Source organism: Streptosporangium sp. NPDC049078 (assembly GCF_040648855.1).
Taxonomy (GTDB): domain Bacteria; phylum Actinomycetota; class Actinomycetes; order Streptosporangiales; family Streptosporangiaceae; genus Streptosporangium.
The window spans coordinates 66,551-92,761 of record NZ_JBEZEL010000011.1 but is presented as its reverse complement, the minus strand read 5'-3'; the positions used below and the strand labels follow the sequence as shown (position 1 = coordinate 92,761).

The 26,211-nt window shown below is 71.1% G+C and carries 25 protein-coding genes; 4 read left to right on the top strand and 21 right to left on the bottom strand.

The annotated features are described in order from the left end of the window. Nucleotides 1–96: 96 nt before the first annotated feature. Nucleotides 97–894, bottom strand: a complete 798-nt coding sequence (locus AB0B90_RS20040) for a WecB/TagA/CpsF family glycosyltransferase (RefSeq protein WP_362923949.1) — start codon at nucleotides 892–894, stop codon at nucleotides 97–99. 234 nt (nucleotides 895–1,128) lie between these two features. Between AB0B90_RS20040 and AB0B90_RS20035 the strand changes: the two genes are divergently transcribed. Beyond that, nucleotides 1,129–1,677 carry a dTDP-4-dehydrorhamnose 3,5-epimerase family protein gene (locus AB0B90_RS20035; RefSeq protein ID WP_362923947.1) on the top strand — a complete coding sequence of 183 codons (549 nt, stop codon included), beginning with the start codon at nucleotides 1,129–1,131 and terminating at the stop codon, nucleotides 1,675–1,677. A gap of 44 nt (nucleotides 1,678–1,721) precedes the next feature. Here the strand turns inward: AB0B90_RS20035 and AB0B90_RS20030 are convergent, their stop codons facing one another. The 19 genes from AB0B90_RS20030 to AB0B90_RS19940 form a co-directional block, all read right to left on the bottom strand. Further along, entirely contained in the window at nucleotides 1,722–3,128 is a 1,407-nt protein-coding gene (locus AB0B90_RS20030) for an O-antigen ligase family protein (protein WP_362923945.1), read from the bottom strand. Beyond that, nucleotides 3,125–3,835, bottom strand: a complete 711-nt coding sequence (locus AB0B90_RS20025; protein WP_362896769.1) for a hypothetical protein — start codon at nucleotides 3,833–3,835, stop codon at nucleotides 3,125–3,127. The genes AB0B90_RS20030 and AB0B90_RS20025 overlap by 4 nt, the downstream gene beginning before the upstream one ends. A gap of 114 nt (nucleotides 3,836–3,949) precedes the next feature. Beyond that, nucleotides 3,950–4,930, bottom strand: a complete 981-nt coding sequence (locus tag AB0B90_RS20020; protein ID WP_350942736.1) for a hypothetical protein — start codon at nucleotides 4,928–4,930, stop codon at nucleotides 3,950–3,952. A 225-nt stretch (nucleotides 4,931–5,155) separates the two neighbouring features. Then, complete coding sequence (locus AB0B90_RS20015; RefSeq protein WP_350942735.1) at nucleotides 5,156–6,052, bottom strand: hypothetical protein; 897 nt, start codon at nucleotides 6,050–6,052, stop codon at nucleotides 5,156–5,158. Between the two features lie 293 nt (nucleotides 6,053–6,345). Continuing rightward, the gene (locus tag AB0B90_RS20010) at nucleotides 6,346–7,239 is read right to left on the bottom strand and encodes a glycosyltransferase family 2 protein (RefSeq protein ID WP_350942733.1); all 894 of its coding nucleotides are present in this window, start codon (nucleotides 7,237–7,239) and stop codon (nucleotides 6,346–6,348) included. A 60-nt stretch (nucleotides 7,240–7,299) separates the two neighbouring features. Then, complete coding sequence (locus AB0B90_RS20005; protein WP_350942732.1) at nucleotides 7,300–8,823, bottom strand: lipopolysaccharide biosynthesis protein; 1,524 nt, start codon at nucleotides 8,821–8,823, stop codon at nucleotides 7,300–7,302. 76 nt (nucleotides 8,824–8,899) lie between these two features. Next, nucleotides 8,900–10,006, bottom strand: a complete 1,107-nt coding sequence (locus AB0B90_RS20000) for a hypothetical protein (RefSeq protein WP_350942730.1) — start codon at nucleotides 10,004–10,006, stop codon at nucleotides 8,900–8,902. Next, complete coding sequence (locus AB0B90_RS19995; RefSeq protein ID WP_362923942.1) at nucleotides 10,003–11,433, bottom strand: DUF4910 domain-containing protein; 1,431 nt, start codon at nucleotides 11,431–11,433, stop codon at nucleotides 10,003–10,005. The genes AB0B90_RS20000 and AB0B90_RS19995 overlap by 4 nt, the downstream gene beginning before the upstream one ends. Before the next feature lie 44 nt (nucleotides 11,434–11,477). Further along, entirely contained in the window at nucleotides 11,478–12,512 is a 1,035-nt protein-coding gene (locus AB0B90_RS19990; RefSeq protein ID WP_350942726.1) for an SDR family oxidoreductase, read from the bottom strand. Between the two features lie 5 nt (nucleotides 12,513–12,517). Further along, the gene (locus AB0B90_RS19985; protein WP_350942724.1) at nucleotides 12,518–13,168 is read right to left on the bottom strand and encodes a PIG-L deacetylase family protein; all 651 of its coding nucleotides are present in this window, start codon (nucleotides 13,166–13,168) and stop codon (nucleotides 12,518–12,520) included. Beyond that, entirely contained in the window at nucleotides 13,165–14,130 is a 966-nt protein-coding gene (locus AB0B90_RS19980) for a sugar phosphate nucleotidyltransferase (RefSeq protein WP_350942722.1), read from the bottom strand. The genes AB0B90_RS19985 and AB0B90_RS19980 overlap by 4 nt, the downstream gene beginning before the upstream one ends. Continuing rightward, nucleotides 14,127–15,536, bottom strand: a complete 1,410-nt coding sequence (locus AB0B90_RS19975; RefSeq protein ID WP_362923940.1) for a class I SAM-dependent methyltransferase — start codon at nucleotides 15,534–15,536, stop codon at nucleotides 14,127–14,129. The genes AB0B90_RS19980 and AB0B90_RS19975 overlap by 4 nt, the downstream gene beginning before the upstream one ends. A 183-nt stretch (nucleotides 15,537–15,719) precedes the next feature. After that, a complete protein-coding gene (gene rfbD / locus AB0B90_RS19970; RefSeq protein ID WP_362896778.1) occupies nucleotides 15,720–16,577 on the bottom strand; it encodes a dTDP-4-dehydrorhamnose reductase in 858 nt (285 codons plus the stop codon). Then, on the bottom strand, nucleotides 16,574–17,731 hold the full coding sequence (rfbB, locus tag AB0B90_RS19965) for a dTDP-glucose 4,6-dehydratase (protein WP_362923938.1): 1,158 nt from the start codon (nucleotides 17,729–17,731) through the stop codon (nucleotides 16,574–16,576). The genes rfbD and rfbB overlap by 4 nt, the downstream gene beginning before the upstream one ends. Further along, nucleotides 17,728–18,795, bottom strand: coding sequence for a glucose-1-phosphate thymidylyltransferase (locus AB0B90_RS19960; RefSeq protein ID WP_362896780.1), 1,068 nt, complete (start codon nucleotides 18,793–18,795; stop codon nucleotides 17,728–17,730). Before AB0B90_RS19960 ends, rfbB begins: the two co-directional genes overlap by 4 nt. Next, nucleotides 18,795–20,249, bottom strand: a complete 1,455-nt coding sequence (locus AB0B90_RS19955; RefSeq protein WP_362923936.1) for a sugar transferase — start codon at nucleotides 20,247–20,249, stop codon at nucleotides 18,795–18,797. The genes AB0B90_RS19960 and AB0B90_RS19955 overlap by 1 nt, the downstream gene beginning before the upstream one ends. A gap of 245 nt (nucleotides 20,250–20,494) precedes the next feature. After that, entirely contained in the window at nucleotides 20,495–20,863 is a 369-nt protein-coding gene (locus tag AB0B90_RS19950) for a hypothetical protein (RefSeq protein ID WP_350942713.1), read from the bottom strand. A 58-nt stretch (nucleotides 20,864–20,921) separates the two neighbouring features. Then, a complete protein-coding gene (locus AB0B90_RS19945; protein ID WP_350942711.1) occupies nucleotides 20,922–21,545 on the bottom strand; it encodes a GntR family transcriptional regulator in 624 nt (207 codons plus the stop codon). Nucleotides 21,546–21,594: 49 nt separating this feature from the next. Continuing rightward, on the bottom strand, nucleotides 21,595–22,584 hold the full coding sequence (locus AB0B90_RS19940; protein ID WP_362923933.1) for an EamA family transporter: 990 nt from the start codon (nucleotides 22,582–22,584) through the stop codon (nucleotides 21,595–21,597). A gap of 289 nt (nucleotides 22,585–22,873) precedes the next feature. Here AB0B90_RS19940 and AB0B90_RS19935 point away from each other — a divergent pair, with 289 nt between their 5' ends. After that, nucleotides 22,874–23,242: a barstar family protein gene (locus tag AB0B90_RS19935; RefSeq protein ID WP_362896784.1), complete on the top strand. Its 369-nt coding sequence runs from the start codon at nucleotides 22,874–22,876 to the stop codon at nucleotides 23,240–23,242. On the opposite strand, the gene AB0B90_RS19930 is transcribed toward AB0B90_RS19935, so the two are convergent. After that, the gene (locus AB0B90_RS19930; protein ID WP_350942706.1) at nucleotides 23,152–23,493 is read right to left on the bottom strand and encodes a hypothetical protein; all 342 of its coding nucleotides are present in this window, start codon (nucleotides 23,491–23,493) and stop codon (nucleotides 23,152–23,154) included. The genes AB0B90_RS19935 and AB0B90_RS19930 overlap by 91 nt on opposite strands. 306 nt (nucleotides 23,494–23,799) lie before the next feature. Between AB0B90_RS19930 and AB0B90_RS19925 the strand changes: the two genes are divergently transcribed. Continuing rightward, nucleotides 23,800–25,785 (top strand): nitrate- and nitrite sensing domain-containing protein, encoded by a 1,986-nt coding sequence (locus AB0B90_RS19925; protein WP_362923931.1) that lies wholly within the window; start codon nucleotides 23,800–23,802, stop codon nucleotides 25,783–25,785. Beyond that, nucleotides 25,782–26,207, top strand: coding sequence for a DUF742 domain-containing protein (locus AB0B90_RS19920; RefSeq protein ID WP_350942703.1), 426 nt, complete (start codon nucleotides 25,782–25,784; stop codon nucleotides 26,205–26,207). Before AB0B90_RS19925 ends, AB0B90_RS19920 begins: the two co-directional genes overlap by 4 nt. The last annotated feature ends 4 nt before the right edge of the window (nucleotides 26,208–26,211 follow it).

The window sequence follows — 26,211 nt, the reverse complement described above, 5'->3', positions numbered from 1 at the left end:
CGGTCGGGAAACCACGGATCACGTGTGGCCCCTCGACTCCTGGCGGGGAAACACCGGCTGTGCGCGGCGCCTCGGTTCCTCGCGAGGAATCACCGCTCATGAGCGACGCCCCGGTGTCAGGCGGGTGCGCAGGGCGCCCGCGAGGAGGGTGATCGCGAACGGCGCGTCGTCGCGCAGGTAGCGGCGGGCCAGGCGGCGCGGCTCCAGGGCGAGCCGGTACAGCCACTCCGCGCCCACCCGCTGCACGGCCCCGGGGGCGCGGCTGAACCGCCCGGCCGCCATCGGGATCCCGGCCCCGCAGCCGAGATACCAGGCGTCGGGCAGCTCCGCCCTGAGCGCCTCGATCACCCTTTCCTGCTTGGGGAAGCCCAGCCCGACGAGAACGAGGTCGGGTGCGGCGGCGACCACCTCCTCGACCACCGCGCGCACCCCGTCCGGTGTGCCGTCGAACCCGAAGGGGGGCGAGCAGGTGCCCGCCACGCGCAGCCCCGGGCAGCGTTCGGCGAGGACCCGCGCCGCGGCCTCCGGCACGCCGGGTTCTCCTCCGAGCAGGTAGACCGAACGGTTCTCGCGCGCGGCCCGCCCGGTGAGGGAGTGTACGAGCGAGGCACCGGTGACCCTTCCGGGAACCGCCAGGCCGGCGAGCCTCGACGCCCAGACCACCGGCATGCCGTCGGCGACCACGATCTCGGAACGGGTGACGAGGTCCGCGAGGGCGGGATCGCGCGTGGCGGCGCGGACGATGTCGACGTTCGCGGTGACGATCGCGCCGCCGTGTCCTCGCCGCCATCCCTCCGCCACGTGGTCGAGAAGCTCCTCCTCGCCGACCGCCATGACCTCGACGGCCCCGACCCCGATCCGTGCGAACCCGGCCTCGGGCCTCTCCGGCGCCACCGGAGGGGACGGCCCGTCCGCGAGAGGAACGTCCCGCGGGGAACGTCGGTCCGCACCGTTTCCCGCTTCCTCATGGCCGGACGGCCCCGCACCCGGACCGTTTTTCGTTTCTTCATGGCCGGATGGCCCAATACCCGGACCGTTTTTCGTTTCTTCGTGACCGGATATCCCCACACCCGAACCGTTTTCCGCTTCTTCGTGACCGGGAGGTTCGGGAGCCGGAAAGATGGCCGCATGAGAGTCGAACGCGCCGAGATCGACGGTGTTCTGCTGTTCGTCCCCACCCCGCACAGGGACGACCGGGGCCTGTTCACCCGCACCTTCGACGCGACGCTCGCCGCCGCCCACGGGCTGCGGCCCGAGGCGTTCGTCCAGGACAGTCAGTCGCGGTCCCGGCTGGGAACGATCAGGGCATTGCACGGCCGGGGCGGCAGGGGGGAGGCCAAGCTCGTCCGGTGCGCCCGAGGAGCCGTGCACGACGTGCTCGTCGACGCCAGGCCGGACTCCCCCACCTTCGGCCGCCGGATGTCGGTGGTTCTGGACGATGAGACGTTCGTTCACCTCTACGTTCCTCCTGGCTTGTTGCACGGCTATCAGGCACTGACCGAGCAGGCCGACGTCTGCTACCGGATCGACCGGGAGCACGACCCCGCCGAGGACGTCTCCGTCCGCTACGACGACCCCGACCTCGCCATCGGCTGGCCGCTGCCGGTCACCGCGATCAGCGAACGCGACCTGGCCGCGGGATCCTGGGCCGACCTGCGCGACCGGCTGGCAGGGTGACCTTCCCGGCGACCTCATCGCCCTCGGCAGCCTCACCGAATGACTCACCGCACTCCCCGCCCGGCTTCTCCGCCCGGTCTCTCTGGCGGGCGGACGGCTCGGGTCCTCGGCTGCCGAGTGGCGCGCAGCAGCGAGCCGGCGGACCCGATGATCAGGAACGACAGGCCCGTCACGATCGCGAACGAGCGCAGGTCGAAGGTGGCCGCCCCGACCAGGGGGACGACCAGGCAGGCGGCCAGGGTGAGTCCCAGGTCCCGTACGGCGGGGTCGGAGCTGAGGCGGCGGACGCGTAACGCCGCCCAGATACCGGTGAGGAAGATCCCGGCGAAGGTGGCCATGCCGATGATCCCGGTCTCCACCAGCGACAGGATGTACTGGTTGTCGAAGATCAGGTGCTTGGGCGCGTACCAGGTGCCCAGACCTCTGCCGACCCAGAAGTGGTTTCCGATCTCGGTGGCCGCCACCGCGTAGTCGTGCGTCCGGTACTGGATGCTCGAATCGCTGGACAGGCTGGTGAACAGCCCGAGGAAGACGCTCATCAGGCCGGGCACGGCCACCTTCATCGCGACCAGGAAGCCCGCGCCGCCGATCGCCGCCCACAGCCGCCTGCGCGCGGGCCACCCGGTGACCAGTACCGCGCCGACGACGGCGATCCCGAGGACCGCGGAGCGCGACACGGAGAACATCAGCCCTGTGCCGATCAGCCCGCAGCAGACCCACCACCGCAGGGAGGGCTCACCCCTGTCCCGGGCGCCGAACGCGTAGTGCAGCGCGAGAGGAATGATCATCGCGCAGACCACGCCGAGCTCGATGGGGTGTCCGGCGGTCGCCGCGACCCGGCGCAGGGTGTTTCTTTCGAGGATCGCCGGCAGATCCGAGGTGAACCGGAAGCCGGGGAAGGTGAGGTACTTCGTCAGGTCGAATTCGAGCACGAACTGGAGCGCCGCGATGACCCCGACGACCGCACCGGAGACCACGAGACACCTCAGGACGAAGTCCAGCCGCGCCTTGCCCCGGATGCCGTCGCACGCCTGAAGTCCGATGCCCACCGTCGCCACCACGAGGACGATGCTGTGGTCGGCCATGTCGAGCTCGTCGGGCGGCAGGTAGGCGGCGCTGGAGTATCCGTAGGTGGCCAGCATCGCCACGCTGTACAGGAAAAGCGCGGTACGTACGGGATTGGAGCCCTTCGCCGCGCCGAGCGTGGTGGTGAGCTGCGCGCAGAACCACCAGAGCGCGGCGAAGAGACCGACCGCGTCGGCGGGCGTGAGCGAGAAGGGCAGGCCGCGGAAGACCAGCCGCGCCGGAGACAGCATCAGGACCACCGCGAACGCGGCGGCGAGGGTGGCACCGTCGGCACGGCGGAGGCCGGGACGGTCGAGGGAGGCGACGGACACGGGGGCCGGAGCCGGGGCCGGGGCCGTGCGAAGTGTGGAGGCCAGGTCCCTCACCGCCGCAGGAGGGAGGGCTCGGCGGGCAGTCCGGACGTCGCCACGGGCACCCCTCGCCTTCGCCGCCTGGCGTCGAGGAAACTCTCCAGGGAGAACACCGAGGCGAGACTGGCGAGCACCCCGAGCAGCAGCGCGGCAGCGGCCCCGCGCATCTTCCCCCCTCGCTGGGGTTGCGGCTCCGTCGGCGGCACCATCTCGTTCATCGTGATGTAGGTCGCCGGGGGCGCGTCGAGCTGTCTCTGGCGAGCGGCGAGCTCGACCCTCGCCCGGTCCCTCACCCGTGTCACGATGTCCCGCGCCCCGGCCGGCGTTGTGCTCGTGCCCTCGATGTACACGAACGGCCCGCCGTCCAGTGCCTCCGGGTTGGTGCTGCCGTTGGTGGCCGTGAAGGTGGTGTCGCCCTCGGGGTGTACGCCGAGGGACTCCACCGTCTCCGGCGCGCTGATCGCCTGGATGAGGATCGAGGCGGACATGCTCAGGCCCCAGTCGAAGTTCAGCAGGGGGTTGGTCAGTCCGTTGGGGCGCTCGGGATCGCTCGGCAGGCTTCCACCGGTGGGCGGGATGGTCAGCACGAGCACCGCGTTCGAGACGTAGACCGTCGGGATCGACGAGTAGACACCCAACGCGCCGCCGATGGACAGCAGGAACGCCGGCAGGGCGACGTACCAACGCCGTAACACGATGAGTACGGTCCCCCAGAAGTCCACGCGTTCTCCTCCGTCTGCCTGTCGCGGTCGCCTGCTCGTCGCCGTTCTGCGTGTCGTCGCCTGCTCGTCGTCGCCTGCGGGTAGCCGTTCACGTGTCGTCGCCGCATGTCGTCACTACGTGTCGTCGTCCGCGTGTCGCTGTCGTCCCGGTGTCGCCGAGGGCGCCGGGGACATCACCTCCGCCGGATACACGGTGACCTGGGGCTCGGATGCACCTCTGCCGTCACGGCCCCCGGGTCCCCTACCGCGCTTGCCGTCACGGCCGTTGCCCTCCCTGTCGGGCGCGGGCTCGGCGTCCTCCTCGCCGCCCTCGTGCGCCCGGGCCTTTTCCTGACGGTCACCGGGACGCGTCTCGTCGGCCCGGCCCGCCCCGGCCGCCTCCATGGACGGAGCAGGGGCCGTGTCCGGGCCCGGGCGGGACTCGTCGGACCTTCCTGCCTCGGCTCTTCGCCGGAACACCCTCCGGCGCTCCACCGCGTACGTGACGCCCAGGCCGAGAAAGACGACGACGAACGCCGCTCCGCCCGCGGCCTGCCACGTACCGCTCCGGTTCATCACGGGATAGGCGGCGGGCACCACCTCCACGAACCCGATGAAGGTGGAGCGTGGGGCGCCGAGCACCTCCTGCCTGCGGACCAGTTCGGTCTTGAGGCGGAACTGGGTCCTGGCCATGACCGTACGGGTGACCTCGGCCGAGTCGCTCTCCACCTCCACGTACACGAACGGGCCGTTCATGAGGATGCCCAGCATGTTGGGGTTGGTGCGCCCGTCGTTGATCGTGACCTCGACGGGACCGTCCTTCACGATCCCCAGCTCCGTCGCGACCGCCTCGGTGTTCATGGACAGGATGAGGATGCCCGCCGTGGTTCTGAGGCCGTCGCTGAACTGCAGCAGCGGGTTGCTCCGCCCCGGCGGCTTGGCCGGGTCCGTCGTTCCTCCCGCGGGGGGCGTGGTCAGCACCATGGAGGCGCTCGACACGTAGCGCGGGGGCACCAGGAAGAAGACGACCACGGCGGCGAGGAGCGCCAGGCCGACCAGCGGAAACCCGACCCGCTTCCTTTTGGCGAGGTCGAGGATGGTCTTCCAGAACTCCACTACGTCGTCCCCGCTCCCCCGAGCGCGCCAGACGCCCAGGACACGATGCGTATTGGTCGCGGCACACGAACTCCTTGTCACTACGGGCGTCACCGGGTTTTACCGGGCTTCACCGGGCGTCACCCGGCATCACGGCGTCGGCGTCACGGTCACGGCGTCACGATGTCGGCGACGTCACGGCGTCGGCGTCACGGCCGTGCGGCCGTGCGGCCGGGGATCCGCCGCTCACCCGACCCTGCTCAGGGCCTCCGCCTCGTACTCCAGCGCCAGTTCCTCCGGCATCGGGTCGAGGTCGGAGCAGCGTACGAAGTCGCGCAGAGTGGTACCGGTGCACTTCGCGTCCACGTTGCGTGCGCCCCGGCGGGTGCGCACGTCGTCGATGTTCACCGTGCGGAAGTCGATGCTGAAGCGGGTCCTGCCCGAGGTGTTGGGCACCGTGGAGTGCAGCTGGGCGCCGGAGAACACCATGACGCCCCCCGGCTCCGGCACCACCCGCACCTGCGGGTCGAGCACGACGGCCTCCTCGGGACGCGGCTGGTCCCTGGTGTCGCCGCGCACGTGCTGTGCGGCGGTGAGCCGGCTGGTCCTGTTCCACTCCGCGTAGTCGTAGCGCGCGCTGCCGTTGCGCACCGGGCTGGCGAAGTACTGGGGATGGAAGGCCATCACGTTCTCCGGGACCACCTCGAAGACGGGGATCCACCAGTTGAGCTGGTTGAACGGGGCCGAGTACCAGCAGTCGCGGTGAGGGTGGAAGGCGTAGGAGATGCCGGAGGTGAGGTAGTCGTGGGAGGTGGAGGTGCGCAACCGGGGCACGTCGAAGTAGGTGCGGTCCAGGTCGCAGCCCAGCTCCTCCAGCACCGCGGGCAGCAGTTCCTTGCACCGCGGATGATGGATGAAGCGGGGCTTGAGCCGGGCGAGCAGGTCGGCGAACTCCTCCACCGGCATGTCGAACTGCGCGGTCTCCGGGTCACGTTCGCCGAACGCCTCGGCGATCAGCTCCCTGGCGAAGAGGGCGAGCAGGGTGGAGGCGGGCGTCGCCGAGTAGACGAAGACCTGCCCTTGGTAGAGCAGCTCCCTGCGCGTGTCGTCGTCCACCAGGCTGTTGGAGAAGACGGTGGTCACGGGGTTCTCCTAATGAGTGTCAGCGAGTCGCCATCCGGCGGACTCGGTGCCCGGTAGCCGCCCGTAGGTGAGCACTTTGTTCTCCTGGACCGCGAGTCCTGAAGAAGGATCGTGCCCCGGCGGGTCGGCCGGGAGAGTTGATCGCTGATGGGATGTCTTTCTGGCATCACCGGTCTGGAACCAGCCGGTCCGGGAGCGACGGGGCCGGAAGGTCCTGGGCCTCGGAATCCGAGGTCCCCGGCTTCGAGGCTCGGGCTCCGCGGCTCGGCGGCGGCCTCACGAGGGGACATCGCTCACCGCCCGCCCGGGACGAACCCCGAGGCGATCAGCGCGAGCCTGCGCCCCCGGCGGGCCGCGGTGAGCCGCTGGCGCCGCGCGTACATGCCGAGTACGGCGGCGCGGGCACGGCGGCGCTGGTCGGCGGTGAGATCGGCCTGCCGCAGCCAGCGGAACAGTTCCGCGCACTGCAGGAGGGTGGAGCAGCGGGCCCGCCAGGGCGGCACGTCGAGGCGCCGGGCGATCGCGGAGAGGCTGTCGTGCTTCCAGTTGCGGTGGGCGAGGACCTCGGGGACGTGCCCCCACGGTCCGGCGAGCGCGAGCTTCGCCGCGAACACCTCGTCCTCGCGCAGCATGTTCCGCCGGGGGATCCCCGCGAGGGGATCGCGCCGCAGCGTGCCGTACAGCGGGTCGACGAGCAGGTGACTCTCGTTGAGCAGCCCCAGCATCTCGGCGAACCGCTCGACCGGGTCGTCCGAGGTGAGTCCTGAGCGGTCGAGGGGAGCGGTGGTCACGGTCCCGTCGGGGCCGGTGTAGGCGACCTGCGTGGTGACCAGGACGAGCCGGTCGTCCTCCGCGAACGCCTGGAGAGACCGGGACACGCAGGTGGGCTCCAACCGGTCGTCGTCGCCCACCCAGCGGAAGAACGTGCCCGCGACCAGATCGGTCGTACGGACGAAGTTGTCGAACAGGCCCACGTTCTCCGGGTGCCTGCGGTAGACGATCCGGTCGTCGGTCGCGGCCAGGTCACGGCAGATCTCCTCGGTGCCGTCCGTGGACGCGTTGTCGGAGATCACCAGCTGGAGGCGCTCGTGGTCCTGGCCGAGCACCGAACGGATCGCGCCCTCGATCCGTCCGGCCCCGTTGCGTACGGGAAGCACGATGGACACCAGCGTGTCGGAGTTCTCCATCCGACCTCTCCTCTCGCAGGTCTCGTCGGTCTCGTCGGTCTCGTGGGTTCGGGTGTTCCGTCAGCGGGCGCGGGCGGGGACCACCCGTGCGCCCAGCTGTTTGAGCCGTGTCATGGGTACGGCGATCAGGACGTACGCGAGCAGTCCCCCGCCGCCGGCCACGCAGAGCTGGACGAACGCGGAAACCGCGGTCATCCCGCCGCCCGTCGGCCCGCTCGTCAGGCCGACGAGCGTCGTCGTGACGGCCGCCGCGACCACGGCGCCCAGCAGCGGGCGTACGAGAGCGGGCAGGATGGGGGCGAGACGCACCCCCGCGCGGCTCAGCAGCAGGGCCGACACCGGCAGGGCGACCAGGACTCCGGCGAGCGCGTGCCCGACCGCCGCGCCGCGGATGCCGTACCAGTGCGTGCCCGCCCACAGCGCGGGCACCAGCGCCACGGCCCAGGCGAGGTTCATCCACACGGTCGCCTTGGTGGCGCCCGCAGAGGTGAGGATGTCGAAGGCGAGGGAGGTGAGCATCCGTACGACCATCAGGACCGCCAGCAGCGCCAGGACCCCGGCGGCCGGTGCCCACTTCTCGCCGTAGAGGAACGCCACGATCGCCGGGGCCAGCGTGGCCGTCACCACGGCGACCGGCAGCACGAACGCGACCAGCAACGGCACCGACCGCTGCACTCCCAGCGACAACGACTCGGAGCGCTGCTCGGCCAGCCGCGAGAAGCTGGGCACGGTGACGTAGCGCAGGGCGGTCCCGATCACGCTGGGCACCCAGCTGGAGACGTTGAACGCGAGCAGGTAGAAGCCGAGGGCGACGGGGCCGAGCACGGCGCCGACGATGACGTAGTCGGCGTTCATCAGCACCGCCTCGATACCGAGCCCCAGGGCCAGCGGCGCCCCGAACCGCAGGAGCCTGACCGCCACCTCCCGGTCGAAGCCGACGCGGAACGGCAGCCCGGCCCAGGCGAGCACCAGCGCGCCGGTGACCGTGTTGGCAGCCACCTGCCCGCAGGCGAAGCTGTAGGCGCCGGCACCGTTCGCGGCGAGCGCGATGGCCACCCCGGCGTTGACCAGCGAGCCCGCGATGTTGGCCTTGGTCAGCCTGTCGTGCCCGAACCCGCGCATCAGCGAGCCCGCCCGCACGGCGGTGACGCCGTCGATGAGGATGATCACGGTGAGCAGCCGGACCACCGGGGTGGCCTCCGCGCTGCCCGCCAGCTCCGCGAAGTACGGGGCCACCACCCAGAAGATCCCGTACATCCCCGCGCTGAACACCACGGCCATCACCGTCGCCGTCGGCGCCATCTCCTCGACCCTGCCCCGCCACTGCACGGTGGCGGCGATGATGCCGACGTCGTTGACGTGCATGACGAAGGTGGTCGCGGCGAGCGCGATGGCGTAGAGGCCGAAGTCCTCGGGCACGAGGAGCCGGGCGAGCACCAGTCCCATGACGAAGGTGGTCGCCTTCGTGCCCAGGTTGCCCAGGAGACTCCAGCGCAGCCCGCGACCGGCCTTCCTGCCGATCGTCCCGACCTGCTCACCGGCGTCCCCGTCCTGTTCACGGTTCGGCTCGGTCCGCTGCTCCATCCGTGTCTTCCGCCCGTCTCTCCGTCTGGTTCGTCTGGTCCGTCTGGTTCGCCGCCTGTTTCACGGAACGGCCCGCTCAGCCGGGCTCCTCGACGCGTTCGAGCCAGATCTCCCGCCAGAAGGGGACGAACTCGCGCGGGCAGCTGACGTTGTACGCGCCCGCGCAGATGACGCCGTCGAGGATGATGCAGGGGTTCTTCATCCGGAGCATGCGGCCGGTCTTCTCGTCCAGACACTTCTCGACGCGGGCGCTCACCCGCGCGACGTGGCCGCAGTAGCGCGACATCTCCTCCTCGAACCCCATGCCGCGGTTGAGCAGGTCGTCGTTGAGCGTCTTGAGGATCTCCTCCTTGGACTTCACCCGGACGAGCTCTCCCGGCCGCAGGTCCAGGCTCAGCGTCGGCGTGGTGCGTCCCGCCTCGCCCCTGACGAAACCCCAGCGCATCCCGCCCTTGATCCACATCCACCTGGGCAGGACGCGCTTCGCCACCTGCTGGAAGCGGTTGAACAGCCCCACGAGGAACGAGCGCAGCATCCAGGGCACGCCCACGTTCCCGCTGCGCACGTCGGTGACGTACTGCCTGACGTCCTTGAAGGGCAGGCAGGTGGGCGCGGCGCGCAGCAACTCGGTCGCCTGGCAGGAGAAGCGCTCCTCCCCGTCGGGGCCCGGCTCCTTCCTGGTGGCGGCCTGCAGGATCGGCAGCAGGGGCCTGCCCGCGGCGAGACCGTTCCCACCGACGAAGGCGGCGGAGGAGGCGAGAGAGGAGGGATCCGGGATCGGGGAGGTCGGGGTCAGGGAGGTCGGAACCGGAGAGTCCGAGGCAGGGGAGGTCGGGTCCACCCGCTTGAGCCAGGCCTCCTTCCAGTAGAACTGGCAGGCCGTCTGGCAGCCGCCGTGCGCCTGCCCGTCGCAGCGGGCGCCACTCAGGTGGACGGCGCGCTCCATCCGCCGCATGCCACTGCCGCCGATCGTGTCGCAGAGCTTGTGCGCCACCTTGTGCACGGTGAGCCGCCGCCCGCAGAAGGCGAGCATCTCCGGCATGAAGGGCAGCCGGTCCAGTTCCCCCTTCTCGTCCAGCGTGGCCATGATCTCGGCCTCGCCGAGCACCTCCACCGTCTCGCCGACCCGGAGGTTGAGCGCCTCGCCCGCCCGGGAGCCCGTCACGACCTGGAACCGCGTCACAGCGAACACTCCTTGAGAAGTCCCGAACCACGAAGGGCCCCTGCCGCCTCCGCCACGGCACGGAAGGGAAGATCCGAACGTTCCGCGATGTCCAGGAGGCTGTGCCTCCCGTCGGAGAGGTTCAGCACCCACAACATCGCCATCTGGGTCTCCTTGGTGTCGCTGCGCCCGCCCAGCGACCCGTACAGGCCCCGCCTGCCCAGCTGCGGTTCCCCGTACGGGCTGAGGTTGAGGTAGGCGCGGTTGTCCTCAAGCACCCGGGTGACCTCCCAGCAGGTCTCCAGGGTGTCGGCCATCGCCTCGGGAGAGACGAAGTCCGGGTTGTCGGCGGAGGTGTGATACTCCGGGTAGCCCGCGTACGGGGTCCTGGTGAGCGAGCCGACGGGCAGGTCGAAGCCGGGCGAGCAGAACTGCCGCTCGTCGTAGCCGTACGGGGAGAAGTCGACGACCGTGTGGGCGCGCCCCGAGCTTCGCAGCACGTGCCGGACGGCCCTGTCGATCTCGGCGTCGCCGCGTCTGCTGCGCTTGTACGTCAGCGGGCCGCGGTCCCCCGCGCAGGCCAGCACCAGGCCGTGCCTGATCCGGCTCGCGCGTTCCCTGTTGCGCGCCAGCCAGCTGATCGCGCCGATGGTGCCCGGCGCGAACAGGAAGCGGTAGGTGTACCACGGGTCGGCTCCGGCGAGCCGCCGCGCGAGCCTCACCGCCACCGCGATGCCCGCCAGGTTGTCGTTGGCGAGCGAGGGGTGGCACACGTGACAGGAGACGAGCACCTCCTCGGCGACCCTGCCGGGCACCACGTGCTCGGCGTAGGTGAGGTGCCCGTCGGCGAGCGTGGAGTCGATCACGACCTCGTACGGCCCGTCCTCCAGGCTCTCCAGGGTGTCGTGGGCGAGGCAGAAGCCCCACGTCTCCGCGTAGTAGCTCGTGCGGTACGGGATCAGGGAGGGCTGCTCGGGGAGCGTGTGCAGGTGGGGCCGGAGCTCCTCCAGGGTCATGGTCGCCGCCACGGGGACGCTGTAGCCGACCACGTGCAGGTTGGAGGCGGCGAAGTCGACGACCCTGGTGCCCGAGGCGTCCTTGACGTAGGCGTCGCGGATGTTCCACTCCCTGGGCACCGTCCAGTCGAGGACCTGGGTGCCCGTCGGCACCTCGCGGACCTGCAGGCGGAGGAACTCCCCGACGACCTCCAGGGTGCGGCGCACGCCGTCGCCGGTGATGCTCCTGCAGAGCGGGTAGAGCCGCTCCACGAGGTCGTGCATCTCCCGCGCCTCGCCGTTCACCTCCTCCGGCGTCTCGCCGCTCGTCACGCTCGGCGCCTCGGCGCCGCGCATCGCGCTCGGTACCTCGTCACCGCTCATCACGCCCGGCGGCTCGCCGCCGCTCTCCTCCTCCGGCGTCTCGCCGTCGCCTCTCACCTCCGGCGCCACGCCGCCGTGCTCCGCTCCCGGTCTTCGTTCACCGCCCTCGCCCGTCACCGTTCACCGCCCCGCCCTGGTCGCAGCGCGCCGTCGACGGTCCCGGCCTCGCGGCGGGCCGACAGCCACGCCAGCCTGGTGAATCGGCGCCGGAAGGCGTCCTCGGTCAGGCCGAACCGCCCGTACGCCTCGACCAGCTCGACCGCGCCCGCCTTCACCGTCCACAGCGCCCGGTAGCCGGGAAGCGCGGCGCGGATGCGGGAGAAGTCGACCCGGTAGGAGCGCGGGTCGGCCCCGTTCTCCCCGGTGATCACGACCTCGGAGCCGGGCACCGCCTCCGCGACCTCGGCGGCGATCTCCGCCACCGTCACGTTGTTCTCCTCGGTGCCGACGTTGAACGCCTTCGCGTGAACGGCGTCGCGCGGCGCGTCCAACGCCATCGCGAAGGCGTTCGCGATGTCGGCGGCGTGCACCAGCGGGCGCCACGGGGTGCCGTCGGACAGCACCCTGACCTCACCGGACAACAGCGCGTGCCCGACGAGGTTGTTCAGCACGATGTCCGCGCGCAGCCTGGGCGAGAACCCGAACGCGGTGGCGTTGCGCAGGAACACCGGGCTGAAGTCGTCGTCGGCCAGCTTGAGCAGGTCGTTCTCCACCCGGACCTTGGAGTCGGCGTACGGGGTGACCGGGCGCAGCGGCGCGTCCTCGTCGACCAGGTCCGAGCCGGAGGCTCCGTAGACCGAGCAGGTGGACGCGTACAGGAACCTGCGTACGCCCGCGTCACGGGCCAGCCTCGCCAGGCGCACCGCCGCGCGGTGGTTGATGTCGTAGGTCAGCTCGGGCGCGAGCGCGCCCAGCGGGTCGTTGGAGAGCGCGGCGAGGTGCACCACCGCGTCGATCCCCGCCAGCGCCTCGGGGGTGACGTCCCGCAGGTCGACCGCGTGTCCCGGCGGGTCGTCGGGCGCGGGACCCAGCAGGCATCCGGCGAAGAGCCCGGAGTCGAGCCCGGTCACCTCGTGGCCCGCGGCGGCGAGCACCGGGGCCATCACACTCCCCAGGTAGCCCTGGTGCCCGGTCAGCAGCACGCGCATCCGGTTCAGCCTCCAGCCAGGTCGAAGGTCAGCTTGTTGACGTGGAACGCCTCGGCGTAGCGGGCGTGGCACTCGATCCCGCGGATGCGGGCCAGTCCCAGGAACGCCTCGCGGTCGAACCAGGAACGGTGACGCTGCGAGGGGTAGTGGCGGTGGAGCAGGCCCACCTTCGCCTCGGCGATCTCCGGGGTGAGCGGCTGGTAGGCCGTGGGCCGCCCCAGGTCCCCGTCCCACTTGGCGATCTCGTAGCCGAGCACCTGGTGGTCGCGGAAGGCCGTGGGCACCAGCTTGGCCAGGCCCCGGTGGTCCTGGTGGGCGTCGGCGGGGTTCGGCGCGAACAGCAGGTCGGGGTCGGTGCGCGCCCGCAGCTCCTCCACCGCCGCCTTCGCCTCCTCCCAGTGCGCGGGCAGCCGCCCGTCGGGAAGCTTGAGCACGGTGAGCCGCAGGTCGGCGCCGGGGCAGAACGCGTCGAGCGCGGCGCGTTCCTCGTCCTCGCGCTCGGTCCCGCCACCGGAGAGCACCAGGGCGTCCACCTGGACGCCGGGGCGCGCGGAGCAGAGGGTGAGCAGGCTGCCGCCCGCCCCGATCGCCAGGTCGTCGCAGTGCGCGGCGAGCAGCGCGATCCGGCCCGTCCTGGCCGCTCTGAACCGGATCACGTGACCGTCACCGCCGCGGGCCCGCCTTCGAGCACCGCCGCCGACTCGTACCCCGGTGCCTGCCCGAGCACCGGCGCGGGCTCGCGCTCCGGGGCCGTCACCGGTCCGGGTACGAGGTCACGCTTCGAGGCCGTCACGGGTCCGGGTGCGGGCTCGCGCTCCGGGGCCGTCACCGATCCGGGTACGGGCTCGCGCTCCCACAGCGCCCAGGGGCGGTCGCCGCGCGAGTACGCCTCGTCGAGGGCGACCCGCTCCTTGACCGTGTCCGTGGGCCGCCAGTAGCCGCGGTGCGGGTAGGCGAGCAGCCTGCCGCGCTTGGCCAGCTCCGCGCAGCCGTCCGCGACCAGGTCGCCGCCCTCCGGGATGTGGTCGAAGATCTCCTGGCGGAGCACGAAGTATCCGCCGTTCACCCAGAGCGGCATCTCGCTCACCGGCGTGATCCCGCCGACCGTGCCGCGCTCCCCCAGCTCGATGCAGTGGAAGGTGTCGGCGGGCGGCACCACCATCATCGACGCGCCCGCGCCCGACCGGGCGAAGCGGTCGACGATCTCCGGCAGCGGCGCGTCGGTGAGCACGTCGGCGTAGTTGGCGAGGAACATCTCCTCGCCGTCCAGGTGGTCGCGGACCCGGCGCAGCCGCTCGCCGATCGGGGAGGCGATCCCGGTCTGCACGAACGAGATCGACCACTCGGAGATGTCGGTGGACAGCAGCTCGACCCTGCCCGCGCGCAGGACGAAGTCGTTGGACGTCGTCTCCTGGTAGTTCAGGAAGAAGTCCTTGATGTGGTGCGCGCCGTACCCCAGGCAGAGGATGAACTCCGTGTGCCCGAAGTGCGCGTAGTAGCGCATCACATGCCAGATGAGCGGCCGTGGCCCCACGAGCTGCATGGGCTTGGGCACGTCACCGGGGGTGCCGGTGCGCATCCTGGTGCCGTATCCGCCGCAGAAGAGGACGACCTTCACGGGTTCACCTCGACGATCTCCAGATTGGGGATGGGGAAGACCAGCCGGCCTCCCCAGGCGTGCACGAAGGACAGCTGGTCGACGAGCTCGTCGCGGAGGTTCCACGGCAGGACCAGCACGTAGTCGGGCCGCTCCTCGGCGAGCCTCTCCGGCGGCAGGATCGGTACGCGCGTGCCGGGGGTGAACCTGCCGTGCTTGTACGGGTTGCGGTCGACGGTGAAGGGAAGCAGGTCGGGCCGGATGCCGCAGTGGTTGAGCAGGGTGTTGCCCTTGCCCGGCGCTCCGTAGCCCACGACGGTCCTGCCCTCGCGGGCGGCGTCGAGGAGGAAGCCCAGCAGGTCCCGCCGCACCCGCGCCACCCGCTCGCCGAACTCGGCGTACCCGGACAGCTCGTGCAGACCGGCGGCCTTCTCCGCCGCGAGCAGCGCGGCCACCCGCTCGCTCGGCCCGTCCGGCGACCCGTTCCGCTCGCCCGACCCGTTCTGCCCGCCCTGTCCGCCCGGCCCGGCTTGTCCGCCCGGCTCCGCCCGGACGCCCAGCCTTCCCCGGACGTCCAGCTCCCCTCGGACGCTCAACTCTTCCCGGACGCCCGACTCTCCCCAGGCGCCCGGCTCCCGCTGCGCGTCCACGGCCTCCACCGGTCTCGCCCACAGCCGGATCGAGCCCCCGTGCGTGGGCAGCGACTCGACGTCCACGAGAGCGAGCCCGCCGGCGGCGAGGGCACGCTGGGCGGAGGCGACCGTGTAGTACTGGAAGTGCTCGTGGTAGATCGTGTCGTACTGGTTACGCTCCATCAGGGTGAGCAGGTGCTGGACCTCGATGGAGACCCAGCCGTCGTCGGCCACGAGGGCGCGCAACCCCCGGGTGAAGCCGACGATGTCCGGGATGTGGGCGTAGACGTTGTTGGCGACCACCAGGTCGGCGGGGCCGTGCTCCGCGCGCACCGAGGCGCCGGTCTCCGGGCCGAGGAACGCCGTGACGGTCGGCACCCCGGCGTCCCTGGCGGCCTGGCCGACGTTCTCCGACGGTTCGACGCCCAGGCAGCGGATGCCCCGCTCGACGACGTGCCGCAGCAGGTATCCGTCGTTGCTCGCCACCTCGACCACGAACGACCCGGCCCCCAGCCCGAGCCGCTCGGCCGCCCCGCACACGAACTCCCGCGCGTGCTCCACCCACGAGGTGGAGTACGAGGAGAAGTAGGCGTACTCGGTGAAGGTCTCCTCAGGAGTGATCATCGGCGGGATCTGCGCGAGCCAGCAGGCGGTGCAGACCCGCAGGTGCAGCGGGTAGGTGACCTCGGGCTCCTCCAGCTGCGGCGCGGTGAGGAACCGCTCGCAGGGCGGTGTCGCCCCGAGGTCGACGACGCTGGCCAGGCTCGTCGAGCCGCACAGCCTGCAGGTTGTCATGAATGCGCTCCCTCGCCGCGTGACGCGGTCCGACGGTTCTCCGACTGGGTCCTTCTTCTCGCGCCCGACGACCGGGTCCCGGCCGACCGGGTCCCTGCCGACCGGGTCCCTGTCGGCCAGGTCCCGCCCGGCGGGGTCCCGCCCGGCCTCTTCCGTGCCCGGCCCTCGACACGGACGCCCCCGCTAGCCCGCCGCGAGCACACGGGACTCCCTCAGCGCCTCTTTCCAGTGCCGCATCGGCGGCAGGCCCGCCCTGGGCCAGCCGTCGTGCCCCAGCACGCTGTACGCGGGCCGGGGCGCGGGACGCGTGAGGTCCTTGGAGGGGATCTCCTTCACCCGGCCGGGATCGGCGCCGAGCAGCGTGAAGACCTCCCTGGCCAGGTCGTACCAGCTCGTGTGGCCCGAGTTGGTGGCGTGGTAGACGCCGGGCGGCGCGTCGCTCACCGCCAGGTCGACGATCCTCGCCGCGAGGTCACCGGCCCAGGTGGGCTGGCCGAACTGGTCGCCGACGACCTCGGGGGCCATTCCCTCGCCCTCCAGGCGCATCATCGTGCGGACGAAGTTGTGGCCGGTCGCGGCGTACAGCCAGGCCGTGCGCACCACGTAGCCGCCGTGCGGCAGCACCTCCAGCACGGCGCGCTCACCCGCGAGCTTGGTCCTGCCGTACGCGTTGACCGGGCAGGGCCGCGCGTCCTCGGGGTAGGGGTCCAGCGCGGTGCCGTCGAAGACGTAGTCGCTGGAGGGCTGGATCATCCGCGCGCCGACGCGCCCGCACGCCTCGGCGAGCGAGCGCACCGCGGTGCCGTTGACCGCGAGCGCCTCGTCCTCCCGCGTCTCCGCCTCGTCGACGGCGTTCCACGCGGCGCAGTTGACCACGACGTCGGGCCTGCAGGCCGCGATCAGGTGGCGTACGGCGGACGTGTCACAGAGGTCCAGCTCGTGCCTGCCGAACGCGAGGAAGGGTTGTTCCTCGGCACGCAGGCGGGCCTCCAGCTCGGTCCCGAGCATGCCGGAGGCACCGATGATCATCCAGCGGGTCATCCGGCCGTCCCTCCTCGCCGTCCGCCCACCGCACCGGCCATCTCCGCCGGACCGGCCGAACCCATCGGCCCCACCGGGGCCGTCGAACCGGCCGCGCCCCCCGGACCCGCCGCACCGGGCGCATCCGCGCCGCCCGACGCCGGGCCGACGCCCGCCGCCTCCGCGGCGGCCTCCCACCAGCCGGGGTTCTCCCGGTACCAGCGGACCGTCTCCGCCAGGCCGCGCTCGAACGGCACGGACGGCCGGTAGCCGAGCGCGCGGAGCCTGGAGTCGTCCAGGGAGTAGCGGCGGTCGTGCCCCTTGCGGTCGGGGACGCGCTCGACCATGTCCCATCCGGCGCCGCAGGCATCGAGGAGCCGGGCGACGAGCTCGACGTTGCTCAGCTCCGCCGTACCGGCGATGTGGTAGACCTCGCCGGGTGCGCCGCGCTCGGCGACGACGCGGATGCCCGCGCAGTGGTCGTCGACGTGGACCCAGTCGCGGACGTTGCCGCCGTCGCCGTAGAGCGGGACCCTGCGCCCCCGCAGCAGGCGGGTGACGAAGAGCGGGATCAGCTTCTCCGGATACTGGCGGGGGCCGTAGTTGTTGCCGCAGCGCGTGATGGAGACCGGCAGGCCGTGGGTGATCGCGTACGCCTGGGCGATCATGTCTCCGCTCGCCTTCGCCGCGGAGTAGGGCGAGCGTGGGCCGAGCCGCGCGCCCTCGTCCCAGGAGCCCTCGTCGATCGACCCGTACACCTCGTCGGTCGAGACCTGCACCACCCTCGGGGTGCCCGCCTCCAGGCAGGCCTGCATCAGCGCCTGCGTACCGAGGACGTTGGTCCTCACGAAGTCGGCGGCGCCGTCGATCGACCGGTCGACGTGGGACTCGGCGGCGAAGTTGACGACGAGGTCGTGGCCGGGGACGAGCCCCGCCAGGAGTTCGGTGTCGCAGACGTCGCCGTGCACGAAGTCGTGGGGCGTCCCCTCCAGGTTGGCCCGGTTTCCCGCGTAGGTGAGCTTGTCGAGGACCGTCACGGCGGCCCCGCTCGCGGCGAGCAGCCGGGCGAAGTGGGAGCCGATGAATCCGGCTCCCCCGGTGACCAGGACCTTCGACGGGGTGCTCGACGCAGTGTTCGACGGGGCGGAGGTCGTCCCGCTGTCGGCTGTTGTCATGAACTGATCTGGACCTTGCTGTGATCGCCCAGCACGAGACGGTGGGCTCTGGGGGTGGTGGGGGCGGGGGTGACCTCGACGTCGTGGCCGATGAGGGACGCCTCGATGCGCGAGACCCCGGCGATCGAGGACCTGGGCAGGACGATCGAGTACTCGATCTCGCTCGCGCTGATCGCGCAGTCCGCCGCGATCGAGGTGAAGGGGCCGATGTAGCTGTCGCGGATCCGGGCTCCCGGGCCGATGATCGCGGGTCCGACGACGCGGGACCGCTCGATCGTGGCGCCCTCCTCGACGACCACCCGGCCGATCAGCTGGCTCGCCTCGTCGACCAGGCCGTCCAGGCGTGGTCGCAGGGACTCCAGTACCAGCCGGTTCACCTCCAGCATGTCGGTGACGTTCCCGGTGTCCTTCCAGTAGCCGGAGATGACGGAGGACTCGACCCGCCGCCCGTCGGCGATCAGCCAGTGCAGGGCGTCGGTGATCTCCAGCTCTCCCCGCCACGACGGCTTGAGCTCGGCCACCGCCTCGTGGATCGCGGCGGTGAACAGGTAGACGCCGACCAGTGCGAGGTCGCTCTTGGGCACGGGTGGCTTCTCCTCCAGGCCGATCACCCGGCCGGCGGCGTCGAGCTCGGCGACCCCGAACTGCCGGGGATCTCCGACCTTGGTGAGCATGATGTGGGCCGCGGGCCGCTCGCGGGCGAAGCGCTCGACGACGTCGTTGATGCCGCCGACGATGAAGTTGTCGCCGAGATACATGACGAAGTCGTCGTCGCCGAGGTAGTCGCGGGCGACGAGCACCGCGTGGGCCAGGCCCAGCGGTGCCCGCTGCCGGACGTAGGTGACCTCCAGGCCGAACGCGCGGCCGTCGCCGACGGCCGCCTCGATCTCGGCGTGCGTGTCGCCGACGACGATCCCGATCTCGCGGATGCCCGCGGCGGCGATCGCCTCCAGCCCGTAGAAGAGCACGGGCTTGTTGGCGACGGGGACGAGTTGCTTGGCGGAGGTGTGGGTGATCGGCCGCAGCCGGGTGCCCGACCCTCCGGCGAGCACGAGTGCTTTCACTAGTAGGCCCCTTCTCCGCCGGTCACGGCGCCCCAGGTCTTCCAGAGGATCTGCAGGTCCAGGAAGAGCGACCAGTTCTCGACGTAGCGGAGGTCCAGGCGCACCGACTCCTCCCAGGTCAGGTCGGAGCGCCCGCTGACCTGCCACAGGCCGGTCATGCCCGGGCTCACGACGAGGCGGCGGCGTACGTCGGCGCCGTACTGCCTGACCTCGTCGGGCAGCGGAGGGCGCGGGCCGACGAGGGACATCTCGCCGCGCAGCACGTTGAGCAGCTGGGGCAGTTCGTCGAGGGAGTATCGGCGCAGGAAGGCACCCACGCGGGTGATCCTTGGATCGTTCCTAATCTTGAACAGGACGCCGTCGAACTCGTTCTCGCGCTCCAGGTCGATCTTGAGCTGCTCCGCGTCGACCACCATCGTGCGAAATTTCACGACCTGGAACTCGGTGCCCCCCTTACCGACCCTGACCTGGCGGAAGAGGGCGGGCCCCGGGCTGGTCGCGCGGATCAGCGCGGCGATCACCAGCATGGGCGCCCCCAGCACCAGGAGGGCGAGACCCGCCCCCGCCCGGTCGAACAGGCTCTTCGCCAGCCGCCGGGCGCCGCGGAAGTCGGGGTGCTCGACGTGCAGCAGCGGCATGCCCGCGACCGGGCTGATGCTGATGCGCGGGCCCGCCACGTCCATCAGCGCGGGGGCCACGAACAGGTCGGTGCGGGCGTCCTCCAACCCCCAGGCGAGCCTGCGCAGCGCGGCGCCGTCCAATTCCGGACAGGCCAAAACCGCGACGGCGTCGGCGTTGACCTCGGCCACCACCGTGGGCACGTCGGAGAAGTTGCCGAGGACCGGAACCCCGTCGATCTCCACCAGGTCGGGACCCGCGGGCAGGCACGCGGCGACGACGGTCATGCCGTGGTGCGGCTGCCTGCGCAGCTGCATCACCAGGTCGAGCACCGACTCCCGATGGCCGACGGCGACCACGTGACGCATGTAGTCGCCGCGCGAGCGTCTGCGGTGCAACCGTTTACGCATCCGGTAGCGGAAGAAAAGCGTGAGAGTGAAAGCGAGCGGGAACATCGCCATGACAAAACTTCGGGCGATCGGAGTTTGCGTGACATACGCACCGATCGCGACCGCCGCCGTCAGACCGGCGGCACCGTTGAAAACCGCTCGGAATTCGTCCGTACCCTCACCGTGCGTACGCCGGCGATAGGCGCCTCCGGACACCAGGGCGAGCGGCCAGATCAGGGCGAGACCCAGCCCGAGCAGGGCCTCCTCCACCGGGATGAAGGCGCCGAACCACAGGCGAACGCCCAGAACGGTCTCACAGGCGATGACAGAGCACGCGATATCCCCGGCGAGGAGGATGCGGACATAGGATCGCGTCCAGATGCTCGGAGCGGTGCGTGCGGGACCTTTGAGAAGCCCGACGACGAGCTCCTCAGTTTCCACTCTCATATCACCCCATCCCACCCGAGATGCCCCGAGGCAGCCAAATAAGGCGCCGCGCATCTCATTCAATGGCTGACAGCATCCCCTAATGCATCAGGAGCGTGGATACCCTAGGAAATCCTAGTGATCACTATTGATTAGGGGAATACCGGCCACTGTCCACTATTGGACGAAGTGCGGCAGAGATGGCATCTTGACGGAACGATCCAAACGTGTAAGTTTGGCCGCCGCATTTGACAGCAATGCGGGAATCAGTCGTATTCGAAATCCGGAAGAGCAGAAGGTGGTTCTGGACTGCGCCATACGACGACATAATCGTCGGGCGCGGACTCCACCGCCGCGCCGAGCCGGTCGAGGTCGAAATCCGGGAGATATCGAAGACGGGCGAGGAAGGTCGCGTCGGTCGCCGAGTGGGGCACCACACACCCCTGACCTTGTCGATCGAGAAGGATGTACAGGATGTCCGAGTCTTCTGAGCCGTCCGGGTCCGTATCGCCCACTATCCGCACCTCGACGACGTCCTCCCACGCGAGGGCGTCAACGCTGCCGTCCTCGTAGTGACGGGTCACGCCTTCTTCGGTGACATACACGTAGGAGTCCGGCACTGAGTTGCCGTGCATGGGCGCGATTGTGACGACTTCAGGGCTCCGCGTGCAATAGAGCCATGCAAGTCGGTCCCTAATGATCACCCCAGCCGTGGTCGAGATGCGCCGCGACCGCCTCCCTGGCGGCCTCCCGAGACCCCCCGCCGATCGCGTCGAGCAGATTCCGGTGCTCGGCGACCAGCACGTGCCGGTCGGAGTAGACGACGCGCAGCCTGACCAGGCCGAGCCTGGTCTCGGCGGCCAGCATGCCGTAGAGCCGCTCCAGCCGAGGGCTGCCCACCGCGACGACCAGCGCCTGGTGCAGGGCCATGTGCTCGGCCACCATCTCCGACCAGGGAGCGTCGGCGGGCAGCGCGGCCATCCGCGCCAGCGCGGCGTCGGCCTCCCCGACCCGCCGCCCCGCCAGCGAGGTGGCCGTCAGCTCCTCCAGCGGGCGCCGGACGAACATCAGGTCGTCCAGGTCCGCCACGGTCACCTCGGCCACCTGGGCACTGCGGTGCCGTTCGCGTCTGAGCAGCCCCTCGTGCACGAGCACGGCGAGTGCCTCGCGGACGGTCGGGCGGGCCACCCCGTACAGGGCCGAGAGCTCCTGCTCCGGCAGCGTGGTACCCGGGGCGATCTCGCCGGACAGCACCCGCCGGCGCAGAGCGTCGGCGAGCGCGCCGACGGCGGAGACAGGATGGATCGGGAGAGTCACGCCGACGACCCTATTGCCGTTACCTGTGAGTGTGCTTCGGTAAGCGCACTCACAGGCGGCTTCCGGCCTGCGCCGGAGCGTTCCCCCGGCTTCCGGGGCGGACGCGCTCCGGCAGGGAGACCGCGGCCAGGCTGGCGCCGACCAGGACGAGCCCGGCGACCGAGGTGGGCGTGAGCCGTTCACCGAGCACGACGACCCCGAGCAGGGCCGCCACCGCCGGCTCCGCCAGGGCGAGAGTGGCGGCGGTCGCGACCGGGGTCGTGCGCAGCCCTCTCCCGTACAGGAAATAGGCCAGCGCGGTGGTGGCGCAGCCCAGGTAGAGGGCGGCGAGCAGGCCGTGCGGCTCGGCGAGCCAGCCGGTGCCCCTCCACAGCAGGACGGGCACCATGACGACGGCGGCCCCGCCGAACATCAGCCCCATCACCGCGTCGGAGGGCGCGCCCGCTCCGATCGCCCGCGCCGCGGTGACCGCGTAGAAGGCGTACAGCAGGCCGCCGAGCAGCGCGAGCAGGACGCCGTCGGCCCGCACCTCGCCTCCCCCGCCGGTGAGCACGGCGCAACCGGCGATCGCCACCGCGGTCGCCCCCGCCCAGCGGCGGCCGGGCCGCACCCGGCCGAACAGCCAGGACAGCAGCCCGGTGAAGACGGGACCGCTGCCGATGGCGACCACGGTGCCCACGGCCACCCCGGTCCTGCTGACCGCGGCGAAGTAACACAGCTGGTACGCCGCCACGGCCACCGCCGCCGCCACGAGCGCGCCGGGGCGTGCCGTGGGGCCGCGCCCCGGACCTCCGTCGTCCCCCCGCCCTCCGGAGGGACCCGCGGAGGAGCCCCCGGAGGGACCTGCGGAGGAGCCCCCGGAGAAGCCTCCGGGGGAGAGCAGGAGACGCGCGGCGGGAGCGGTGGCGGCCGCGAGGACCAGGCCGCCGATCACCAGGCGGGCGGCGGCGAGGGAAACGGGATCGACCCCGGCGACGAGCAGGCCCGCGGTTCCCGCCGTCCCCCAGAGTACGGCGGCTCCGATCACGGCGATTTTCATAGGGTGATTGTAGGCATATTGTCTGACAACCAGACAATAGTATTTCGACCTGGGCGGGGAGTCCGGGAACGCAACGAGGTGAGGGTGAGGAGCCCGACAGGCGGTGAGCAGCGAAGACACGCCCGTCACCCTGTTTTCGCGGGTTCGCGCGCGGGTAGTTCGGCGGGGTGAGATCTCCCAGAGACAGTGCCGACCACTCGGCTCAGGGGGCAGGGCCGATGACGACCAGAGGCGCCGCCCACGAGACGGGCGACCGCACGGGCGTGCCCGCCACCCGTCGGGGGCGACGATGACCACGGTGTCCAGGGGGACGTTCCGCCACGGGCCGGCCACGGAGGTCCGGTCCATGCTCGGCGGCGCCACGCCGCACCCGCTGGACGGCGTGAAGATCACCACTTCGGCCGAGGCGATGGACGCGATCGCCGAGGCCCTCGACCTGCCGGGCACCTTCGGGCACAACCTCGACGCGCTCTACGACGTGCTGACCGACCTGTCGTGGCTGCCGCCGGGCGAGCACGCGCTGATCTGGTCGGAGCCGTCGACGCTCCGGGCGGAGGACCGCCCGGCCTACGACGCGATTCTCACCGTTCTCTCCGAGGCCGTCGCCGACGGCACGACGGGAGAGTCCTTCTTGTCCGTCCTGATCCTGACCGACTGAGCCGTCGCCACGCAGTGGGCGCAGAAGGCACCCTGCCTGCCTTCGGGACAGCTGCAGTGCCAGCGGAGGGCCTCGTCGACGAGCCGGAAGTCGACGCACGCGGCGCCGTCGTCCACCTCGGCGGTCACCCGCGGCGGTCCGAACCTGACCAGCTGCACCGCTCCCGCCCTCGCCAGCTCGCCGCCACGGGCCAGCGCCGCCAGGTCGGCGCGCTCGGCCTCGGTTTCGATCAGGTCCGCGATCTTCCGCATCGTCGACCCCCTCCTGTTCGATCATCCCGGAGGCACTCATGAGGGACTCGTGATTCCGGACCGCCCATGAGGTGCTCGTGGTTCTGGGGCAAAGTAACGTGATAAATCATCTCAACGTGACTCGCGTGCACGCCTGGTCCCAAGTGACCCACATTGCTATGTTTGGCCATTGTCAACCACGCATCTCAAGGTGTGCGAGGTATTATGGCCAGCCGAAAATACTCAATCAGGGTAAAGATTTTCGCCTTACTCTTGGTACCTATTATATCCCTTGTAGCGATTTGGGTATTTGCGGCCAACCTCACGGTGCAGGACGGGCAGGAGCTACTCAAGATCCGTAGTGGTTACGAGCACGTGGTCGCACCCACCAGGAAGGTGACCACCGCGCTCCAGCACGAGCGGATGCTCTCGCTCTCCGTCCTGGGAGACGTCGGCGTCCCGCGCTCGCAACTGGACGCCCAGCGCCTGCGGACGAACGGCGCCCGAGCCGAGCTGGAACGACTCACCGCCGAAGTCCGTCCCGACCTCACCCCCGCCACCTGGGACCGCCTGAGCCGGCTTCTGGCCGCGCTGAACCGGCTCCCCGAGATCCGCAGAGGGGTCGACACCCGCACCGAGCCCCGGTTGCGGGTCCTCGACGCCTACAGCGGGATCATCGAGGCCGCCTTCGACACCTACGAGAAGATCCGGATATCCGCTGACATGGAACTGACCGACCAGACGCGGGCCCTCGTCATGGTCGGGCGGAGCCGGGAGATGCTCAGCCAGCAGGCCGCGCTGATATCGGGGGCCGCCGTCGAGGGGACCATGAGCCCCGGGGAACGCGCGAGGTTCGGTCAGCTGGTCACCGGCCGCAGGCTCCTCTACTCCATGGGCTTCGACCAGCTCGACCCGGAGTTCCAGTCGCTCTACACCCCGCTGCGCGACTCCTCCGACCACTCCTCGTTCGAGAGGATCGAGGACGCCGTCGTCGCGTCGGCCGTGCCCGAACCCGCCTGGGCCGGGATCGCCGGACGGCTCTCCGACGACTTCGACAGGCGCGCCGGGGACGTCGGCACGCGCATCAGCGAGCGGACGGCGCCCCTCGCCAGGGACATCATGGTCCGGATCGGCCTCGCCGCAGGGCTCGGCCTGGTCGCGGTCGGGCTGTCCGTCTTCGTCTCGGTACGGTTCGGCCGGAGGCTCGCCGGTGAGCTCGTCGGCCTCCAGCAGGCGGCGCTCGACCTCGCGGGCAAGCGGCTGCCGGACGTGGTCCAGCGGCTCCGGCGGGGCGAGGAGGTCTCCTCGGAGACTCCCGAGATCAAGACGGACGGCACCGCCGAGGTCGCCGAGGTCGCCAGGGCGTTCTCCTCCGTACAGCGGACCGCGGTCGAGGCCGCCGTCGGCCAGGCCCGGATGCGCACGGGCGTCAACAAGGTCTTCGTGAACCTCGCCAGGCGCAGCCAGTCCCTGCTGTACCGGCAGTTGACCATGCTGGAGGGCATGCAGCGGCGGACCGACGACCCGGCGGCCCTTGAAGGCCTTTTCCGCCTGGACCACCTCACCACCCGGATGCGCCGCCACTCCGAGGGGCTGCTCATCCTGTCCGGTGCCGCCCCGGGACGGGGATGGCGGGACCCGGTCACGATCTACGACGTGGTCCGCGCCGCGGTCGAGGAGGTCGAGGACTACCCCCGCGTGACGATCGGCGTCCCGCACGGCCCTTCCGTGGTCGGCGCCGTCGCCACCGACGTGATCCACCTCCTCGCCGAACTGGTCGAGAACGCCGCGATGTTCTCTCCCCCGAACACCTCCGTACGCGTCCACGGCGACACGGTCGCGAAGGGCTACGCCATCGAGGTCGAGGACAGAGGGCTCGGCATCTCCCCCGAGGAGACCGCCCGGCTCAACGCGCTGCTGGCCGACCCGCCCGAGTTCGACCTGGCGGACAGCGACCGGCTCGGCCTGTTCGTCGTCGCGCAGCTCGCCGTCCGGCACGACATCCGCGTCTTCCTGCGGCCCTCCCCCTTCGGCGGCACCACGGCGATCGTGCTGCTCCCCGGAGAGCTGGTGGTCGAGCCGGCCGATCCCCGGTTCATCCGCTCGGTCGAGGTCGAACGGTTACCGTTACCCCCGGGCGACGAACTGCCCAGACGGGTGCGCCAGACCGTACCCGCGGAACGCCCCTCCCAGGGAAGCTCCATCGCGGGAACCCGGGAGGCCGACGGGGGTGCCGTCCCGAGCGGCGTGTCCGGAGCGCTCCCCGACGGATGGCCGCACGGCGGGAAGTCCGGGCAGGAGGATGGACCGTGACACAGGAGCGCCCGGACGACCGGGAGCACGGCCCGATCATCCGCCCCTACACGATGACCCGCGGCCGGACCAGGGTCGCGGGAGCCTATTTCGACCTCATGTCCGTGGTGGTGGCGGTCGACCCCCACCGGGGGCCGCGCCCCTCGGCCGGACGCGGTGACCTGGCGAACGGCGTGGTAGCGGTCGGCGACCCCCGTCAAGGGCTGCAGCCCGAGCATCTGGCGATCCTGGACGCCTGCCGCGCGCCGACCCCCGTCGTCGAGCTGGCCGCGCGGACCGCCCTCGCCGTCGGGGTGCTCCGGGTGCTCCTCGGCGACCTGCGCGAGAACGGCCTGATCGCCGTACGGCCCCCGGCACCCCCGTCCGCGATCCCCCGCGAGAACCTGCTCCGTGACCTCCTCGCCGGTCTCAGAAGCCTCTGAACCA

Excerpts from the sequence above, each read along its gene's own strand:
- AB0B90_RS20035 (WP_362923947.1), top strand. The coding sequence starts at position 1,129 with ATGAGAGTCGAACGCGCCGAGATCGACGGTGTTCTGCTGTTCGTCCCC.
- AB0B90_RS20010 (WP_350942733.1), bottom strand. The coding sequence starts at position 7,239 with ATGGAGAACTCCGACACGCTGGTGTCCATCGTGCTTCCCGTACGCAAC.
- AB0B90_RS20005 (WP_350942732.1), bottom strand. The coding sequence starts at position 8,823 with ATGGAGCAGCGGACCGAGCCGAACCGTGAACAGGACGGGGACGCCGGT.
- AB0B90_RS19990 (WP_350942726.1), bottom strand. The coding sequence starts at position 12,512 with ATGCGCGTGCTGCTGACCGGGCACCAGGGCTACCTGGGGAGTGTGATG.
- AB0B90_RS19975 (WP_362923940.1), bottom strand. The coding sequence starts at position 15,536 with ATGACAACCTGCAGGCTGTGCGGCTCGACGAGCCTGGCCAGCGTCGTC.
- rfbD (WP_362896778.1), bottom strand. The coding sequence starts at position 16,577 with ATGACCCGCTGGATGATCATCGGTGCCTCCGGCATGCTCGGGACCGAG.
- rfbB (WP_362923938.1), bottom strand. The coding sequence starts at position 17,731 with ATGACAACAGCCGACAGCGGGACGACCTCCGCCCCGTCGAACACTGCG.
- AB0B90_RS19955 (WP_362923936.1), bottom strand. The coding sequence starts at position 20,249 with ATGAGAGTGGAAACTGAGGAGCTCGTCGTCGGGCTTCTCAAAGGTCCC.
- AB0B90_RS19950 (WP_350942713.1), bottom strand. The coding sequence starts at position 20,863 with ATGCACGGCAACTCAGTGCCGGACTCCTACGTGTATGTCACCGAAGAA.
- AB0B90_RS19940 (WP_362923933.1), bottom strand. The coding sequence starts at position 22,584 with ATGAAAATCGCCGTGATCGGAGCCGCCGTACTCTGGGGGACGGCGGGA.
- AB0B90_RS19935 (WP_362896784.1), top strand. The coding sequence starts at position 22,874 with ATGACCACGGTGTCCAGGGGGACGTTCCGCCACGGGCCGGCCACGGAG.
- AB0B90_RS19930 (WP_350942706.1), bottom strand. The coding sequence starts at position 23,493 with ATGCGGAAGATCGCGGACCTGATCGAAACCGAGGCCGAGCGCGCCGAC.